Here is a 19,171-nt window from a genome sequence, read left to right as displayed (position 1 = left end):
TCGCCAAACGCCAGAATGAATCCTTGCGTTGACAGAAAAGAGTCTAGTTTGATAGCATAGTTTGAGTTCATTCCAACAAGGAGGTTTTTACAATAGAACCCCGTCAACGGCTTCAACAAGAGCGCAGTGACCTTAAAACAAGAAGACGAGCAGCTATAATTGAAGCAGCTAAAATTGCTTTTTTGAATAAAGGCTTCGAACAAGCGACCATGCAGGATATTGCGGACGAGGCAATACTGGGGGTGGCAACAATCTTCCGCTATTTTCCGCGGAAAGAGCAGCTTATTGTTGCCGTAGCTTCAGATATTGTTCAGTCCGAGGTTCTGGTATTCTCCGATATTATCAGAGGTGAAGGCACCTGCTACGACAAGCTTGGCCGCCTTTTTGACTCGCTTGTTTTTTTCCAGCAGGTGGAAAGCCAGCGAAGCTCCAAATTAATAGAAGCGTTTGAGTGTTACGTCGCTATGTCCAAGTCCCCGTTGGAGGATATCGAGATGTATCATTCTAACTACCAACAGATTATTATGCTTTGTGCAGAGCTTGCTGAGCTTGGTAAAAAGGATGGATCTGTTCGTAACGACGCCAATGTGGTTGAAACGATTAACACGATGATTAATGTCTTTGGCAATTTCTCCAAAAAAACAGCGATGCTCCATGGCATTAAAGCCTTCCAAACAAAAGTGGACGAAGCCGAGCAATTTAATATCCTCAAGAACATATTTTTGGATCATCTCAAGCCCTGAACAGCGGCTCCGATCTGCCGGTGGAGGAGTCGCCGTTTTGGGTAGCTCTTCATGCGAAAATGCGAACATTAGCCATTGGACTCCTCCTGCTGACGGCGTTCTATGATATATGAGAACAAATCATGTTTTATTTGTTGTCATTATCTGGAGTATTGGATGAGTGATGTCCTTGAGCATCTTTCATCACAGACTCTCCCTCGATATCAATGTTAGGTAACAAACGATCCAACCATTTTGGCAAATACCATGCACTCCGACCCATGAGTGTCATCAGCGCTGGAACAAGGGTCATTCTTACGATAAATGCATCAACAAGGATACCAAACGCCAGCGCAAGTCCCATCGATTTGATAATTGTATCCCCTGCAAAAATAAAGCTGGCAAATACTGCGATCATAATCAATCCGGCAGCCGTGACTACAGGACCGCTATGGGTTATACCGCTTCTTACCGATTTCACAGCATCTCCGGTGTGCGTATAATCCTCACGCATCCGGCTCACGAGAAATACCTCATAGTCCATTGCCAGACCAAACAGAATACCTGTAACCAAAATTGGCAGGAAGCTTAGTACAGGTCCTGGCTCAGGGATTCCGAAGAAGCTTCCAAGATAGCCATCCTGTATGACCCAGACAATAAAGCCGAGCGTTGCACCCAGAGTGAACAAAAATCCGGCTACAGCTTTGATGGGAACGAGAATGGAACGGAATACAAGCATGAGCAGAACAAAAGCAAGACCAACAATCAACAAAGCAAACTTTGGTAAAGCCTCGGACAGCTTCTCTGAAATATCGATATTAACGGCAGTTCCACCTGTAACCATGATCTCGACATCATGATTCTTGAGTACCTGCTCTGCCTGATCACGAATCGTTTGAACAAGTTCGGTTGTTTTAATATCATTCGGGCCGGATTTGGGTAACACCGTAATAATCGCCGTAGTGCCTGAAGGACTTGGAATCTGCGGAGCTACAGAGGCTACATCCGGAAGTTTGCTGATGAATGTGGTTGCCTTTGTAATGTCTACCTGTGCCTCCTCACTGTTTGCAGCCTTGGCAACGACGATGAGCGGACCGTTAAATCCTTTGCCGAAACCTTCGGAAAGCAGATCATAACCTCGGCGTTCTGTCGTTTCTTTGGATTTCAGACCATTATCCGGTAGGCCAAGCTGCATATGTGTGAATGGAACGGTACACACCGCCAGAATCGCAATACACAGAATGGTTGTGAGCCATGGCTTGCGAGTAACCATTTTGCCCCAACGATTTTCTGCTTCGGCAGATTTTTTGCGACCAGACCACTTGCGCAGCCATTTGTTCTCACGAGCAGGATGGATGCGATCTCCTGCTGCTGCCAGCAACGCCGGGGTAAATATAATAGCGATCAATACAGCAACCAGTACACTGATTGCCGCAGCGAGTCCCATCATGGTGATGAATGGAATCTGTACAACGGACAGCCCTACGAGGGCGATAATAACGGTTAAGCCTGCAAATACAACGGAGCTGCCTGCTGTTGCATTAGCTTGTGCAATAGCGGTAGTCCGATCATAACCTGCGGCCAATTGCTGCCGATATCTGGACATAATGAACAAGGCGTAATCGATCCCTACCGCAAGTGCCAGCATAACAGCCAGCGTAATCGAGAATGAAGCCATCGATACTGTGTTGGAGCCGATGATGATAATCATGATTCCTATGCCAAGCCCAACAACCGCAGTCAAAATGGGAAGTCCTGCGGCAAGGAAAGACGTAAAGGTGAACGCCAGAATCACAAATGCAATCAGGATACCAATCACCTCGGACACGCCGCCAATTTCAATCTCTGAAAAGGCTACACTTCCTGCAAGTTCGGTTTGAACACCCTTGTCACGTAGTGTATTGACAACATCAAGGATATGCTCTTTGGACGTCTCACTTACATCTGCGGCTGACTGCGTATATGTAATATCCGCATAACCAATCTCTTTGTTTGCACTGATCGTTCCCCCATCATAGGGGTTAACAACAGCTTTTACAGAGGAATCGGACGTAACCTCTTTCAGCGCTGCGAGAATTGCTTTTTGGGTAGCATCGGATTCAAGCGTGCCCTTCTCCGATTTAAATACCATTCGAACCTGTCCACCGTCATCTGATGACGGGAATTCCTGATTTAATACATCAGCCGCCTGTTCGGACTTGGTTCCGGGAATCGTCATCTCTCCCGTAAAGGAGGTTCCCAGCCCCATGCCGATTGCTGCCAACAGCAGCAGGATGACAAGCCCTCCTGTGATTACCCCTTTTTTCTTGGCTACAGCCCATTCACCTAATCGATACAAAAATTTAGCCATGTATATGGATAGCTCCCTTCTAATCTGAAACTCAGGTTCTCTTGTTCGGACAACCTCATGACATCATCATAGTGGAAACTAAAACAAAAAAAATCGTACGTAGGGGCATGCCCTTCATGTACAATCGGGTAGAACCAAAGGGCAGCCTGTATAAGGCTGCCCTTTGAAATCTAAATACTATTCTGTTACTACAGGTGCAGAATGCCTCTCTCTACGGATACAGCAACCGCTTCGGAGCGCGAGTCTACCCCCAGCTTATTATAAATATTAGTCAGCTGAGCTTTTACTGTTCGTTCTGCAATGCCCATATCAAATGCGATCTCCTTGCTTCGCAGTCCGCGAGCAACTGCCTGAAGAATTATAAGTTCTTTTTCTGTCAGTAATGTATCTTTGTGCTTGTGTACCACCGCTGGCTTCTGGTGAAAGGCAAATACTCTTGCCGAAATTTCAGGTTGCAGCAATGTTTCACCGCGAAGGGCCGACTCCAGCGTACGGAATAAATGATCACGACTTGTATCCTTGAGCAAATACCCTTTGGCCCCCAGCCCAAGCCCATTGATCATCAGTTCATCCTCATTGTAGGTCGTCAATATAATAACCGGAATGTTGATTTGTTCTACGTTCATCTGTTTCAACGTATCCAGACCGCTCAAGCCGCCAGGCATGTTCAAGTCCATCAGGATGACATCAGGCTGAAGTTCCTGCATCAGCTCCAGCGCCGTATGTCCCTCTTCAGCCTCGCCAATCACTTCATAATTGTCATCCGTTCCCAAAATCATTTTAATGCCTTCACGTACGACCCAATGGTCATCTACAATCAGAACTTTATGACTCATGGTTTATGTCCTCCCTTCTATTCAAAATGGTATAGATAAGGTTATACATGTACCCGCATCGCTGCTTTCAACCTGAATCTGTCCTCCGATGAGTCTGGCTCGTTCGTAAATACCAATGAGCCCGTAATGCCCGGTCTTTTTTCCGATAGTTGCTGTATTGAATCCTCTGCCATTGTCCTTAATCACCATTTGGAGTGAGTCGGAGATTTCTATAATGGATATATGAACCTGATCGGCGTGGGCATGTCGTGCCACATTCATAAGTGTTTCACTCAAAATATGTAATACATGTTCCATCGTAAACCCGGTCAGAGCCGAACGAACCTGCAACTCCAGTTGGATTTGAACGCCTGTAGCAATTCGAAAGCGTTGTAATTGGTCTTGTACTGCCTCGTTGAAATCAAACACTGGAGTAGCCCTTGTTCGCAAGTCATCAATTGCTTTTCTTGCATCACCCAACGTTTGCCGAGCTTGCCCCATGGATGTCAGAACAATCTCGTGAGCACGCTGGATGTTTCCCCGGCTGAGGTATGCATCCACGGCTTCGAGCTGCATAATGAGACCTGCCTGTCCCTGAGCGAGTGTATCATGTAAATCTCTCGCCATACGTTGGCGCTCGTTAGCGAGTGTAAGCTCCTCAACTTTCTGATGGGTAAGCTCCAGATCACGCAAAAACGTTTGTGTGCGCACCCGGGCATTAACCTGCCTGTAGTACAGGAGTGCATAGGCCATTACCACAACAATCATCAGAAATAACAAGGGGATAAACAGTGCAAGATCCTTAGCATCTTTAATCCAAAGCGTAACCAGACAGAAAAGGAAATAGAGTACAAACGCAAAAAAAACAACCTTTTTGGGTTCAAATAAAATAGCTACGGTCTGTCCAATCAATACGGGAATCAAACCAATGAGTACAACGGGAAGACCATCTGGCATCAAGGCAGCGCTCCCGAAAATCAAGCCGGCCTGAAGAATCAGATATAACACTTTGGATACCTGAATCAACCTGCTTACTCGCCAGTATAACTGAATATGCGCCGCCATCAAGCATACAAAAAACAGGCTGGGCAACAGCAAAGGTTCTAACAAGGTTTGCATCGCTACCGTAACCATAGTGACCAGTATAATCCATAACGCAATGGGAAGTCGGGATGAAGCGATTCGGTCATCCTCGGCATCTTCGCTCATTTGCAAGAAGCTGGATCGTTCCGTCCTCTCATTCATAAGTTCACCTCTTCTCCAATGATTATATTACGGATGGTTGTCCTTTTGTATGTACGTTGGTGCATGCCCTTTCGTGCATGAGCTAACGTCCCATAACATCTTAAATGAAAAACGCTCATAAGTCATGACTTATGAGCGTTTTTCGATGTTGTATAGTGAAAGCTTTTGTGCAGTGTTTTACTGACGAACAGCCGCATTTAATCCAGCAAGCAACTGGGAAAGAGTTTCCTCCGTAAGAGCCCCTCCCGTAAACGGAATCAACGCACGAAGCGGCATATATTTCATGGATGCCTGAATCATCTCGGAGGATATCGCATCGGATTGGGACTCTTCCGCTCCCTGTGGAGCCAGTCCCTGTAATTGACTCATGACAGCCATCGTTTTTGGATTGGCGAGCAGCTCACCCAGCGTTGTATTACGGTCAAAAGTAGGCGCTGGCCCGGTTGTCGTGGATTCCACCGTTACAGTCTGTTGCAACAGAATGGAACGAGAGGATGAGCCAATTAGAATATCATAGGAGCCACTCTCTACATGCCAGTCCTTCAAATCAACGTTGTAATAGGCAAAACTGCGTTTGTCCAGTGTGAAGGAAACGCTGCCCTCAGCGCCCGGTTCCAGTCCGATTTTGGCAAAACCTTTCAGTTCCTTGTTCGGACGACTTACTACGGTTTGCTGATCCCGCACATACAATTGCACAACCTCTTGACCGTAACGAGTGCCCGTGTTTCGAATCGTAACAGTTACCGTAACCCAATCCGTATCCTTGAACTGTGTATCGCTCAGGCTCAGATCTGTATATTCAAACTGCGTATAGCTCAATCCGTAACCAAACGGGAACAACGGTTCAATGTCCTTACGGTCATAGTAGCGATAACCAACATATATGCCTTCACGGTATTCCACACGATCTCCGTCCCCGGGGAAGAACAGAGCCGAAGGGTTATGATGCACCGATTGCGGGAACGTTTCCGCCAGCTTACCGCTTGGGTTGGTTTCTCCGAACAACAAATCCGCCATTGCTCCTCCAGCTGCCTGACCACCCAGATACGCCTCAAGTACTCCCTTCACATCAGCAAGCCATGGCATCACAATCGGTGATCCATTGCTTAACACAACAACAAGGTTAGGCTGCTCTGCTGCAACGGCTTTGATCAGCGCCGATTGGTTAGCTGGAATGTCCATGTGAGACCGATCATATCCTTCCGATTCATAGCGGTCAGGCAGACCGATGAACAGCACAGCGACTTCCGCTGCTTTGGCCGTCTCGATGGCTTCCTTCATCAATAACGGGTCACTTTCATCTGAAGCGAGCTTGTAGCCCGAAGCATAAGTCACCGATGCATCCGCTTCAGCAAGTAAAACCATCTGTTCATAAGGGCTATCCAGTTGAGTCGGATGGATATGCGAACTGCCGCCGCCCTGATATCTAACCTTCTCAGCTAGCTCTCCGATAACGGCGATGCGGCTATTCTTGCTCAGCGGAAGAATATCGTCCTCGTTTTTCAACAACACCATCGTTTCACTTGCCGCCTCTCTGGCAATCTGATGATGCTGCTCAGAATCAAAGGTTGCTTCTGGACGTTTATTTTCTGCCGCCTTGAAAATAATAGCTAATAACCGTTCCACGGATTGATCAAGTTTTTCTTCGGATAACTCGCCGCCATTCACCGCCTCCACAATTTTGCGTGGTCCTTCTCCGTTGGAAGAAGGCATCTCCAGTCCAAGTCCCGCAGCGATGCTGGCTGCGATCTCATTCACTGCGGACCAGTCTGTCACAACAAAGCCCTCATGTCCCCATTCTTCCTTCAAAATGGTATTCAGCAAATATTCATTCTCCGATGCATACGTTCCATTCACTCTATTGTAAGAAGACATTACTGTCCATGGCTGCGCCTGCTTGACCGCTTTCTCAAAGCCGGTCAAATAGATTTCTCTTAACGTCCTTTCATCGACCACCGCATCGGTAGTCATCCGGCGATGCTCCTGATTGTTCACTGCAAAATGCTTAAGTGATGTACCCACACCTTGGCTTTGCACACCTGAGATATGAGCTGCAGCCAACTCACCCGTCAGGTAAGGGTCCTCTGAGAAATATTCGAAGTTGCGCCCGCACAACGGGGAACGCTTGATGTTCGCCCCTGGGCCGAGCAGAATGGCGACATCCTCCGCCTGCGCCTCTCTACCAATTGTTTCCCCGACAAGCTGCACGAGATCCCGGTTCCAGGAGCTGGCCAGCCCAACCGCCGAGGGAAAACAAGTGGAGGGTACACTTGCATTCAGTCCCAGATGGTCAGCATCACCTGCTTGCTTGCGCAATCCATGAGGACCATCCGTCATCATAATGGATGGAATATCCAAACGTTCTATGGCATGTGTTGTCCAAAAGCTGCTACCTGAGCAGAGTGTTGCCTTTTCGTTTAAGGTTAACTGTTTCACAATTTGTTTGATATCACGATTCATCATCCAGACACTCCTTCATCTATCGGCAGGTATCCTTGACATGTAATACGGCTATGTAAGGTCCCGCATAAAATTATAGGGCTTGAGTTTAGTTCTCTCTTTAATAGTACTGTCTGGTTTAATGACATGAAATAGCGTTTTCTTAATGTGATATAACGCAATCCGAATAAATAGAAAGGTCTCTCATGCCTCGCTAGCCACTTGCAGCGCTAATTCGCATAAGTATATCTGAACATCTGTATCGTTTTCTTAAGATTTGAGGTCAGTCAAGGCGGCACGCATTGAAATGATAGTTCGGCCATCATACAATACAATAAGTGTTGTAACAGCTTGTCTATAGAGGGGGAATTAGCATGTACGGTTTATTAATAGTGGATGACGAGAAATCGGTTGTTGATAGTCTCGCGCTGACAATTCCCTGGGAAGATTATGGTATCCAGGAAGTACATAGAGCTTACTCGGCTGCGGAGGCTCTCGATATTGCTTCCAAATACGCTGTTGATATCATGATTACCGATATTCGTATGCCCGAGATGGATGGACTGGAGCTTATTTTGGAGATTCGACGATTCTCCAGTAAAATTAGATGCATTATTTTGTCCGGTCACGATGAGTTTGAATATGCCCAAAAAGCAATTCAGTATCAGGCTGCTAATTATCTGCTGAAGCCAATTAATACCGATGAGCTCATCCAAGCTGTGACAGAGGCTATCGCCAATATTGAGCACGAATGGGAGCGCATCAGTTCATTCCAGCAAATTCAGCATGCCCTGCATGCCAATATGCCCTTGTTGCGCAATCAACTTCTCAAGGAACTTCTTCAGAACAAAGCCATGAGCCATCAGATTCTGGCCGAGCGTCTCAGCATGCTGGAGATCCCCTTTGCGTCCTCGGACCCCTTTATTATGATGGTCATTCGGATGGAGGAGGAATTCTCCGGTTATGATCTTCGGTCATTATCCTTGCTTGAGTATGCTGTAACCAATATAGCCGAAGAGGTGTTTCAGCATCCGTTCAAGTTGTGGCACTGCATTACAGAGCAGGGATATCTGGTATTTCTGATCAAAAACAGTGATTTTCATGCACTTGATTCAGTTGATTCCCACGCGGTCAGACTGCAAAACAATGTGCAAAAATTTTTAAAGGGAGCCATCTCCATTTGTCTGAGTACAGAGCAATGCTTCCCTGACCACCTCTCCGATCTGTACTTAGCCTCCGTGTCAGCCATCAATCGGAATGTGGGCAGCAACAAAAGCTATTTTATTACGCTGGACAAAAAGGATGCGGATTCCCATGAGCAGCAAAATCTCATTAATTTGTATGAGCCGCCCTTGCTCCCTAACTTGCTGGAATCAGGTAATTGGGATGAGGCCATCAGCAAAATTTCCAGAATTCTTTTCTTAAACGAAGTTGGCAAAGAACTATCCCACGATCAGTTGTTTACAGTACTACTCTACCTGTCCTCCACCTTCTCGATTTCACTAAAATCTCAGGACACGACGGTTGAGGAAATGCTGGGAGAAGAGTTCGAGTTTTTGCTTCGGAAAAAAAGCCAGTTATCCGGCCAACGCATATATAGCTGGGCAGAGAAAATGATTAATCAGCGGCGCAAGCAGGCCTCTAATCAGTTGATGAATGCGCATGAACAAATTACTTCTAACGTGAGAACATACATTCAGGAGCATTTGGCAGAAGGTATCTCCCTTCAGGTCATTGCCGACTATATCGGCCTGCACCCAGTCTACCTGTCCAAGGTGTACAAAACGGTCACCGGAGAAACGATTGGCGATTATTTGTACAGCTTGCGTATGAACAGGGCTTCTTACCTGTTAATGAACACAGACCTCAAAATTGCAGATGTCAGTAAGGCGCTTGGCTTTTTAGCTCCGCCGCATTTCATAAAAATATTTAAAAAGCATTATGGTTGCACACCGCAGGAGTTCCGTACTCGTTAACGAAAGGAATGGCAAAAAAATAATGGGCTTATCGCTCATTTTAAAAGGAAAATGCACCGGGATTGCTCCCAGTGCATTTTTGTAGTTCATATAAATCTATTATGGCTTCACCGTGATTTTGTCCAATTTTCCTTTAACATGAAAGAAACTCACTACTCCAAAGGCCCCAGGGTAAACTGTCGCAGCTTGAGCGGGTCTTTTTTTCTATCTATCTGACAAGGCTATGACCAAATTAGCGGCCTTCTATAGGCTCTCACCCATTCCCCTGCTCAATTGCCTACATACAATACATTAGACTAATGAACAGGAGTGATGTGATATGACATTTTTGCCTCCTTTTGGACCTGGTGGAGGATTTGGCGGACCTGGGGGTCCCGGAGGACCAGGAGGCCCCGGTGGACCCGGTGGAATTCCTGGTCCGCCATCGTTCCCCGGGGGTGGAGGCGGCGGACCACAAGGCGTGCAGGCACCTACAGGGCCGCCACCATCATTCATTCCACAGCAACCAGCTTCGTTATTTGCGGTAGATCCAAGAGCCATATCCGGCTGTCTGTTTCGCTACACATATATTTGGCCGGATCGTGGTCCCGGCTTCTGGATGTACCCGGTATTTGTAGGTAGAAATTCGGTAGCTGGCTTCCGCTGGAATGGCTTCTTCTGGATGTACACCGGCATTGATCTGCAGCGAATCAGCTCGTTTAGCTGTTTCTAGAAGTAATCCCCCTGTCTGCGGATTAATCCACATACAGGGGGATTTAGATTTATGGAATAATCCACCTTGTCTAAAGCAACTTAATCAGCCCTTCTAGCTCATCTACCAAACTTTTTGCAAGTTCAAAATTAGTATCTTTTAAAGCCAATTCAATTTTTATTTCAACAGACTTTTTCTTTTGTTCATTTTCTAGATAGTTTTCATCAAAATGACTCGCATAAATCATCTGTCTAAATTCTTCTATACTCATTTTACTAATCGTTTTGTCCTCAATAATTAAAACATAATCCATACCATTTACGACAGAATAGAAATCATGAGAAATCATGAGAATCGCACCTTTGTAGTCCTCAATGGCTTTCTCCAATGCGATTTGTGTATAGATGTCTAAATGGCTTGTCGGTTCATCCAGGAGCAATACGTTGGCCTGACTGGCAGAAACTTTAGCCAATTGAAGCATGTTTTTTTCTCCGCCAGATAACGATTCAATCTTTTGATCAAGGATTTCTCCTTCAAAGCCATAGTTTGGAAGATACGATCTAATTTCATCATACGTTTGAAACCCGGAATCAATGAATTCATTTAGGATGGTATTCGAATCTTTTAGCATTTCGCCTTGAACCTGAGATAAATAAGCCACGTTAACATCAGCATTGATTTCAATGGAATCCTGATTGTTTTTAAAAATTTCTCGGAGTAAAGTCGTTTTCCCGGTACCGTTAGGACCGATCAGGGCTACTTTATCTGTTGATTTGATCTCAAAGTTCACATTTTCCAAAAGCAACTCGTCAAAGGAAACGTTATAGTTATTGACGTTAACCACAACGGTATCTTCCATTTCCTTATCGATCCCAAAACGGATATTCGGCTGCTTGATATCGACAAATGGCTCTTTTATTCGATGTGCTTCCAATCTCTCTTGAAACTTGACTCTGGCTTTTAACGCTCTTCCTCTGGAGGCTTCCGAATTATACGTGGCGATCTCTCTAAGATTGTCGATGATGTGATCATATCTCTCAATTTCTTCAGCTTCAGCAACTGCGATTTCTTGCAGTTCGATCTTAGACTGAAGCAGTGAGAAGTTATAATCGATATATCGCCCGTCAAACTCTTGGAGCTCTGTGTTTTCAAGGTGTATGATTTTGTTGAAACAATGGTTCAACAGATATCGGTTGTGCGTAACAACGAGCAGCATTCCCTTGTGGGTGTTAATCAATTTTTTAAGCGCGTTCAGGTTTTCAAAGTCTAAAAATACATCAGGTTCGTCCATAATCATGAAGTCTGGACGATTCAGCATTTCCTTCATCACTTGAATAAGTTTGAATTCCCCGCCGCTTACGGCGGATATACTAAGCTCTTTGAGCTTCATGAGGTTGGCAAGGTTTAACTGTTTATTGATGTTTTTTTCGAAATTATCCCCATCCATCGCCTCGAAGGCATCCAAAGCCAATTGAAGCTTTTCCATCAGGGAATCCATATCCGATGTGGTGGCCATCTCCGCATAAATCGCTGTAATTTCATCTTGTATCTTGATGAATTCTTCTGCGATATATTCAAAAACGGTCATTTCTTTTGTTTTGTCTACTTGCAAAAACTGACTCACATACCCGATTCTGCAATCGGGGTCTATCTCTAACTTGCCCTCGAACAAATATCGTTCCGGATCCATCAGGATATCGATCAGTGTACTTTTCCCACTGCCGCTTGTTCCGATAAAAGCACAATGTTGTGCCTCTTCAAACGTAAATGAAATGTTTTTATATAGTTCCTTTTGTGGAAATGAGAAGGATAATTTTTCAACTTTTATCATAGTGTTACCTTTCTTTATAACTAAATTGGTGGCAAATATTAAATATATTGTCGAACACAGACTTTTAGAGTAACACTGTTTACCACCAAGTACAATTGATTTTTAGCCCTTACCCTCACTTTGAAACTCTAATACTGTCTATAGAATGATGGCTAGTGGACGGTGGTTACTTCATAAAACACTACTGACATACTGTTGTCAGTAGTGTATTTGTATAGTTGGAGTAAGCAATTGTAAAGGAGTAGAAGTAAATGCGAAGTGTTTTTGATCCGAAATGTATTACTTATTATAGGAAGGATGATATATCGTGAATTTTGCTTCTGTGCGCATCATTACTGATGACGTGAATCGTCTCGTCGAGTTCTATGAGAAAATTACGGGTGTTTCAGCATAACGCCCTGCACCTGTCTTTGCCAAACTCGTTATGCCATCGTGCACTCTAGCGATCGGCCACTCTCAAACGGTGCAACTGTTTGGCGCTGGTTCCGCTGTGGCGGCCAACAATCGTACTGTCATCATTGAGTTCCACGTCCACGATGTTGATGCCGAATACGAGCGCTTGAAGCCGTTTGTTGATGAGTGGGTAAAGGAACCTACCACAATGCCTTGGGGGAATCGTGCTTTGCTTTTTCGCGATCCTGACGGTAATCTGGTTAATCTCTTCACGCCGGTGACCGAGGAAGCAATCCAACGGTTCAGTGGTAGGTTATAAAGGACATCCCTCATGCCTGTTTGCATGTCATTCCCAAAGCTGGTCATTTTGTCATGGAAGATGAGCCGGGGCAATGTTCAGATTATATCGACCGTTTCTGCAATGAGCATCCATGAGTAGGTTTGTATATTGAACAGAATGTCTTAGAGAAAAATTAAGCGTTCCACTGGCATAAAGCTGATGGAGCTTTTTTGGTTAATGACAACTTTTCTTGATGCAAGACGTAACGTCTACATTTGGTTTGAGTGCACTGGCACCACAAATGATCACATTCTCCAACGTATATGTATATACAAATTTAGTGTTAGTCTTCATTTCCCTCTTCAATTTTACGATAAATAGTATGGGTTATAAGAATAACCATATTGTTTAACACTTCTAAGGGGGAACAGGATTTGAGAAAGACTTACAAAAAAAAGATGGATTTAAGGTTCAAGCTGTATTTGATTATTCTGGTTCCGTTACTGGCCATGGGTGGTCTAATCATATGGGCCACCATCGACTCCAGTGAAAATGCATCTTTAATGACCATGCAGCATAACAATCAGCAGCTGGCTGTGAATACCGCCTCTCAACTAGGTCAGGAATCGGAATTAATTAAGACATTATCTTCTACTGCTTCAGAGGAGAGCAACGAATATAAAAGTCTTAGGGACGAACTCGTTAAAGTTAGGCTTCAATCGGGAGCCTTATATGTTTATATGTATAACAAAACTTCGGACGGGTGGATCTACACTGTGGATGGAGCGGATTGGGATGATTCTGAATATAGCCCGTACGGCACTGCAATGGAATTCAACCCCCAGATTCAGGAACGCTTATTACGCGGAGAAGTCATCACAACAGGTATTGTAGACGATCCAACCTGGGGACAGCTGTTGTCCTCCTTTACACCAATCAAGGATTCGCAAGGTACGATTATTGGCTATCTGGGCATTGATATTTCTGCTGGAGCAGTGAATCAAGTCTCCGTAACATCCGTGAATAATGCTTATCGGACCATTATTCCGATTTTCGTGGTTGTACTGATTCTTTCTTTGATCATGATGCTATTCGTAGTACGAGGCATCCTCAGACAAGTACGCGATATTAAGTCAAGCCTCGAACAGGTTGCTGATGGGAATCTTACAGTCGTATCGACACATATGTCCAATGATCAACTCGGTGACATCAGTGATTTGATTAACATCATGGTTGCCCAATTGACGAACATTCTGATGGGAATACAGCAAGGATCAAATACATTACAGCTGTCATCAAAAGATATTTCGGAAACCGCTCAGACGAACCAACGTCAGAGCGAAGAACTTTCCAGAGCAATTGAGGAAATTGCCATAGGTTCAATGAAACAGGCTGAAGAGACAGAACATTCCGTCCGGCATTCAGAGAATCTCGGCAAAATAATGGATGAAGTAGGTTCATATGTGAAACAGTTTACTTATACTTCGGAGCAGCTATCTTCTGTTCAAGTACAAGTTACACGTGAACATGAGGTTCTACTTGAAAAGGGCCGAGAGAATGCCAAGCGTGTTGAGCATCAACAGGATATTTCCAGGTCTCTGACGACTCAATCCGAACTTGCCTCTTCTATTAGCGGTCAAATTCACAACATTTTAAAACAAACTCAAATTCTATCCCTGAATGCTTCAATTGAAGCAGCCCGAGCTGGAGAAGCAGGTAAAGGCTTTGCAGTCGTTGCTGGGGAAATGGGACAGCTCGCTCAACAATCCGAACGTTCGATCCAGGAGATTGATGAGATCCTGGGTTCATTTGTTCAAGAGATACATCGGATGGGCAGTCATTTTGATGCGAATATGGTAGCTGTTAAGGAACAGGAGAAACAAATCGCTGATTGTCTCCAGGCATTTGGACAGGTTAGCCGCTTATCGACCGAAGTGCATGAGTTGGCTCAGAGTTTGGACAGCCGGACGATGGATATGCACTCTATTCGTCAGGAGTTGGAACAAAACCTCAGTTATATTGCTTCCGCAACCGAGGAAACTTCAGCCATGGCCGAAGAAGTCACGGCTAGTGCTGTGGAACAGCAACGGTCGGCGAGCGAACTGTCGAACATCTCCGGGGAACTCGCCGGTCTTGCCGGCAACCTCAAATCATATTCCGATCAATTTCAGATCGAAGTCACTAAATAAGTTCCCAATCTCGCTAAGGGCGTTGTTAGATGACAACTTAGAATCGCCGGAAACATAACTTTTTTGGAGCTTTAATGTTTCGGAGGACCCAGGGTTATGATCAGCACATAAAATGACCGTGTTCTTGTCCTGTGTCACGTTGACTTAATAATGATTCCTCATTTATAATTCGGACATTAAGAGCCTGGCAGACATGGCTTACCATGGATGCTTGGGATATCGATCTCAAACTCAACAGTGAAAGATGTGAGGAATCTTGAGTAAACAAAAGTTATACTATGGTAAAGATATCGAGGTTATGTTTAATTCGGATGTATGCATCCATTCTGGTATTTGTGTAAAGGGCCTCCCTGCTGTTTTTGATTTGAGCAAGCGTCCTTGGGTTGATCCCGATGGTGACACTTCGGAGGCCATTGCCCGGCATATTGATACATGTCCAAGCGGAGCATTGACCTATAAACGTTTGGACAGTGAATCTTCAACACAGAAAGAGGATGAACATGCATAAAGTAGAACATGAACCTGCCAATAAGAGATTTCTTATTCAAGATAACGGCGACATTGCTGCGGTGGTGACATATGTAATCTCAAGTCCAGAGTTATACATTATTGATCACACATTGGTTGAAAATGCATACCGAGGACAAGGGCTTGGCGATGAACTTATCAAAGCGATGGTTGAATACGCGCGGGAAAACGGTATTAAGATTTTACCTTTATGCCCTTTTGCCAAGGGACGTTTCGAACGTATCTCCGAGTACGCGGATGTTCTCCATCAATAAAGCTATATTTGCAGCTGATTTTTATATGGTTACACAACAATAAAAGGCGTCTATATCATTCATACAATGATATAGACGCCTTTTACGTATCCTACTTATCCTTTATCGCTTAATCCTACAATTGTTTCAAACGGTCGCAACACCAGTGGCACCATGCCATTCTCATAGTTGGTAAGCCAGATCTGTGAGAAGTTGAGGCCGAGCTCTTCTTCCCCAAGCTGCACAATATCTTCAGTAAGATTGATTACTACCAGCACCTGTTGATCTGCCAGTGTACGAGTATATGCATATACACTCGGATGATCTGGCATAAGAAGCTCATAGATACCATAAGTCAACGTATCGTATTCTTTTCGCAGCTGAATCATTTGTTTGTAAAATTGAAGAATGGAACGTGGTTCCTGGAGTTGTTTCTCTACATTAATATTGATGTAATTGTCATTCACTTTCAGCCATGGCGTACCCGTGGTAAACCCGGCCTGTTTGGCCGAAGACCACTGCATCGGCGTTCTGGAGTTATCGCGACTCGAAGCCCAAATGATGTTCATGATCTCCTCATGCGACATCCCCTCTTCGCGTTTGATCTGATATAAATTCCGATCGGCTATGTCGTTATAATCCGCTATGGAAGGGTAAGCCACATTTGTCATGCCTATCTCTTGCCCCTGGTAAATGAATGGGGTGCCTTGCATGAAAAAATACATGGCTCCAAGTGCTGTGGCACTTTCATACCAATATTCCGTATCATTTCCCCAAGTTGAAACTTTGCGAGGCTGATCATGATTTTCAATAAACAAAGCATTCCAACCGACGCCTTCCAATGATTTTTGCCACTTGGTCAAGACGTTTTTCAATTTGGGAACATCCAGTTGCCTGTCTGTACTGTTTTTCCAAAGGTCCAGGTGTTCGAATTGGAAGACCATATTAAATTTCCCTCTGACTTCACAGATCCAATCCAGCAGATCTTCTTGGTCCTCAACCTTAACTCCATTTGCTTCCCCAACAGTCACGACGTCATATTTGGATAATGTGTTTTCTTTCATTTCTTGCAGATAACTCTGGATTCCCTTGACATTCATATGCTTTTCAAAAGAGGAGATGTACTTGACGCCTTCTCTTATTGGCATATCCAAGAGGCCCTCTTCTTTGTGAATATGGCTGATTGCATCCACACGGAAACCATCAATCCCTTTATCCAGCCACCAATTCATCATTTCATATATGGATTTCCGAACGTCTTTATTTGCCCAATTCAAGTCTGGTTGTTTTTTGGAGAACAGATGGAGGTAGTACTGTCCGGAGACTTCATCATATTCCCAAGCAGAACCGCCAAAGATGCTCTCCCAGTTGTTCGGTTCGTCTCCATTCTTCCCATCTCTCCAGATGTACCAATCTCGTTTCGGGTTATCCAGTGAAGCTCTGGATTCAATAAACCACGGGTGTTCGTCACTTGTATGATTGATCACTAAGTCCATAATGAGTTTCATGCCGCGAAGATGAACTTCATGCAGTAATTGATCAAAATCCGCCATCGTGCCGAAATCATCCATAATGGAACAGTAATCGCTGATATCATAACCATTATCGTCGTTAGGTGACTTATACATCGGACAGATCCATATCAGATCAATACCGAGATCTTGAATATAATTCAGTTTAGATATGATCCCCTGGATGTCACCAACCCCATCACCGTTGGAATCCATGAAACTTCTCGGATAGATTTGATAGGCTACTGCTTCTTTCCACCATACTCTTTTCATTGAATATAATCCTTCTTTCTTGAGAACTGAACATTATATAACGTATTATGCTTTAATCATGGATAAGGTACATTCTGGCTTCATATGGACGTAATTCGCTCTCCGACAGTTCACCTGTATAATTGGAAATCAATAGCTGGTTCGAACCTGTTAATTGATCCTGAAGCGGGAGTACGGTCGTATATCCTTGGAAATTGCATACCACAAGAATCGTAGAACCATTCAGCGTTCGGGTATAAGCAAATACGTCTGGATTCTCTGGAAAGATCAGCTCATAATCACCATATACAATGACTTCATGATCTTTTCTAAGTTGAATCAACTTCCGGTAATAATGGAATATGGATTCGGGATTATTCAAACGTTCCTCGGCATGGATCTGCGTATAATTTGGATTCACCTTAATCCAAGGTTCCCCTTGTGTAAAACCTGCGTTATAGGAAGCATCCCATTGCATAGGTGTTCGCGCGTTATCGCGTCCCTTGGCGTAGATCGACTCCATCACGCTGATTTCAGGATAACCTTTCCCCATTCTTTCCTTATAAAAGTTGAGCAATTCAATATCCCGATAATCCTCGATCGAATATTGAACATTCGTCATACCCAGCTCTTCACCCTGATATATGTAAGGTGTACCTTGCATGCCATGAAGAAGGGTAGCCAACATTTTAGCCGATTCAACTCTGAATTCTCCGTCATTTCCCCAACGGGATACAATTCGAGGTAAATCGTGGTTGTTCCAGAACAAACTGTTCCAGGCATCTCCTTTGAGCTCCGTCTGCCACTTGGACAGTACTTTTTTTAATGCCATCACATCCAAAGGTTTAAGAGCCCACTTTCCTTTGCCTTCTTGTTCATCCAAGCTGATATGTTCAAATTGGAAGACCATTGAAAACTCACTTCCGTCCGGGTTGCTGTACAGTTTGGCGATCTCCGGGGTGGCGCCCCATGTTTCTCCAACCGTTAGCAGGTCTTCCGCTTTTTGAAACGTCTCCTTGCTCAGTTCCCTAATATATTGATGCAGATTAGGTCCGTTTCCCGTAATCTTCAAATCCGGTTCTTTACCAATTAAATCGATCACGTCAAGTCGAAAACCACCAACACCCTTGTCGATCCACCAATTGATCATGTTGTATATCTCCTGCCGGACTTTTGGGTTTTCCCAGTTGAGATCCGGCTGTTTTACGGAAAAGAGATGTAAATAATATTGCCCGATCTCAGGCACCCATTCCCAGGCTGAACCACCAAAGGTGGACCCCAAGTCGTTCGGAGGTGTTCCTTCAACACCATCTCTCCAGACGTAGTAGTCGTGGTATGGATTGTCTTTGCCTTTTTTGGCTTCTTGAAACCAGGGGTGTTCATCCGATGTATGGTTCAGCACCAGATCCATGATGATCCGAATGTCTCTTTTCTTGGCTTCAAGAATTAACGTTTCCATATCTTCCAAAGACCCAAACATCGGATCGATATCCTGATAATCTGAAATATCATATCCGTAATCATCCTGAGGGGACTTGCAAACAGGGGACAACCAGATCGCACCAATGCCGAGTTCCTGCAAATAATCCAATCGGGATACAATGCCCTTCAAGTCGCCGATGCCATCTCCGTTATGATCTTGAAAGCTGCGTGGATATATTTGATATACAACGGTTTCTTTCCACCATTTTTTCTTTTCCATGCTTATTCAACCTT

At 44.5% G+C, this 19,171-nt stretch carries 13 protein-coding genes and 1 pseudogene; 7 read left to right on the top strand and 7 right to left on the bottom strand.

The window, feature by feature from the left end:
• Window positions 1-182: 182 nt before the first annotated feature.
• Window positions 183-743: a TetR/AcrR family transcriptional regulator gene (locus QVE09_RS02825; RefSeq protein WP_483874292.1), complete on the top strand. Its 561-nt coding sequence runs from the start codon at window positions 183-185 to the stop codon at window positions 741-743.
• Window positions 744-870: 127 nt separating this feature from the next.
• Here QVE09_RS02825 and QVE09_RS02820 read toward each other — a convergent pair whose 3' ends face one another.
• The 4 genes from QVE09_RS02820 to QVE09_RS02805 all read right to left on the bottom strand — a co-directional run bounded on the left by QVE09_RS02820 (window position 871) and on the right by QVE09_RS02805 (window position 7,592).
• Window positions 871-3,072: an MMPL family transporter gene (locus QVE09_RS02820; RefSeq protein ID WP_315935582.1), complete on the bottom strand. Its 2,202-nt coding sequence runs from the start codon at window positions 3,070-3,072 to the stop codon at window positions 871-873.
• A 188-nt stretch (window positions 3,073-3,260) separates the two neighbouring features.
• Window positions 3,261-3,908 carry a response regulator gene (locus tag QVE09_RS02815; protein ID WP_315935581.1) on the bottom strand — a complete coding sequence of 216 codons (648 nt, stop codon included), beginning with the start codon at window positions 3,906-3,908 and terminating at the stop codon, window positions 3,261-3,263.
• Between the two features lie 21 nt (window positions 3,909-3,929).
• Complete coding sequence (locus QVE09_RS02810; RefSeq protein WP_315935580.1) at window positions 3,930-5,132, bottom strand: sensor histidine kinase; 1,203 nt, start codon at window positions 5,130-5,132, stop codon at window positions 3,930-3,932.
• 177 nt (window positions 5,133-5,309) lie between these two features.
• Complete coding sequence (locus QVE09_RS02805) at window positions 5,310-7,592, bottom strand: beta-glucosidase (RefSeq protein ID WP_315936079.1); 2,283 nt, start codon at window positions 7,590-7,592, stop codon at window positions 5,310-5,312.
• Window positions 7,593-7,945: 353 nt separating this feature from the next.
• Here QVE09_RS02805 and QVE09_RS02800 point away from each other — a divergent pair, with 353 nt between their 5' ends.
• On the top strand, window positions 7,946-9,547 hold the full coding sequence (locus QVE09_RS02800) for a response regulator transcription factor (protein WP_315935579.1): 1,602 nt from the start codon (window positions 7,946-7,948) through the stop codon (window positions 9,545-9,547).
• 319 nt (window positions 9,548-9,866) lie between these two features.
• Window positions 9,867-10,259 (top strand): collagen-like protein, encoded by a 393-nt coding sequence (locus QVE09_RS02795; RefSeq protein ID WP_315935578.1) that lies wholly within the window; start codon window positions 9,867-9,869, stop codon window positions 10,257-10,259.
• Window positions 10,260-10,329: 70 nt separating this feature from the next.
• Here the strand turns inward: QVE09_RS02795 and QVE09_RS02790 are convergent, their stop codons facing one another.
• Complete coding sequence (locus QVE09_RS02790; RefSeq protein WP_315935577.1) at window positions 10,330-12,069, bottom strand: ABC-F family ATP-binding cassette domain-containing protein; 1,740 nt, start codon at window positions 12,067-12,069, stop codon at window positions 10,330-10,332.
• Between the two features lie 307 nt (window positions 12,070-12,376).
• On the opposite strand from QVE09_RS02790, the pseudogene QVE09_RS02785 reads away from it, so the two are divergent.
• From QVE09_RS02785 to QVE09_RS02770, 4 genes and pseudogenes are all read left to right on the top strand, one after another.
• Window positions 12,377-12,781 (top strand): annotated as a pseudogene (locus tag QVE09_RS02785) (VOC family protein).
• Between the two features lie 395 nt (window positions 12,782-13,176).
• On the top strand, window positions 13,177-14,931 hold the full coding sequence (locus tag QVE09_RS02780; RefSeq protein WP_315935576.1) for a methyl-accepting chemotaxis protein: 1,755 nt from the start codon (window positions 13,177-13,179) through the stop codon (window positions 14,929-14,931).
• Window positions 14,932-15,187: 256 nt separating this feature from the next.
• A complete protein-coding gene (locus QVE09_RS02775; protein ID WP_315935575.1) occupies window positions 15,188-15,439 on the top strand; it encodes a (4Fe-4S)-binding protein in 252 nt (83 codons plus the stop codon).
• Entirely contained in the window at window positions 15,432-15,713 is a 282-nt protein-coding gene (locus tag QVE09_RS02770) for a GNAT family N-acetyltransferase (protein ID WP_315935574.1), read from the top strand. The genes QVE09_RS02775 and QVE09_RS02770 overlap by 8 nt, the downstream gene beginning before the upstream one ends.
• 95 nt (window positions 15,714-15,808) lie before the next feature.
• Here QVE09_RS02770 and QVE09_RS02765 read toward each other — a convergent pair whose 3' ends face one another.
• Window positions 15,809-17,476 carry a glycoside hydrolase family 13 protein gene (locus tag QVE09_RS02765; protein ID WP_315935573.1) on the bottom strand — a complete coding sequence of 556 codons (1,668 nt, stop codon included), beginning with the start codon at window positions 17,474-17,476 and terminating at the stop codon, window positions 15,809-15,811.
• A 52-nt stretch (window positions 17,477-17,528) separates the two neighbouring features.
• Complete coding sequence (locus tag QVE09_RS02760) at window positions 17,529-19,157, bottom strand: glycoside hydrolase family 13 protein (RefSeq protein WP_315935572.1); 1,629 nt, start codon at window positions 19,155-19,157, stop codon at window positions 17,529-17,531.
• Between the last annotated feature and the right edge of the window lie 14 nt (window positions 19,158-19,171).

The sequence above is a fragment of the Paenibacillus sp. ClWae2A genome, from assembly GCF_032452295.1.
GTDB lineage: Bacteria > Bacillota > Bacilli > Paenibacillales > Paenibacillaceae > Paenibacillus.
This window is presented reverse-complemented; position numbering and strand designations above follow the sequence as displayed.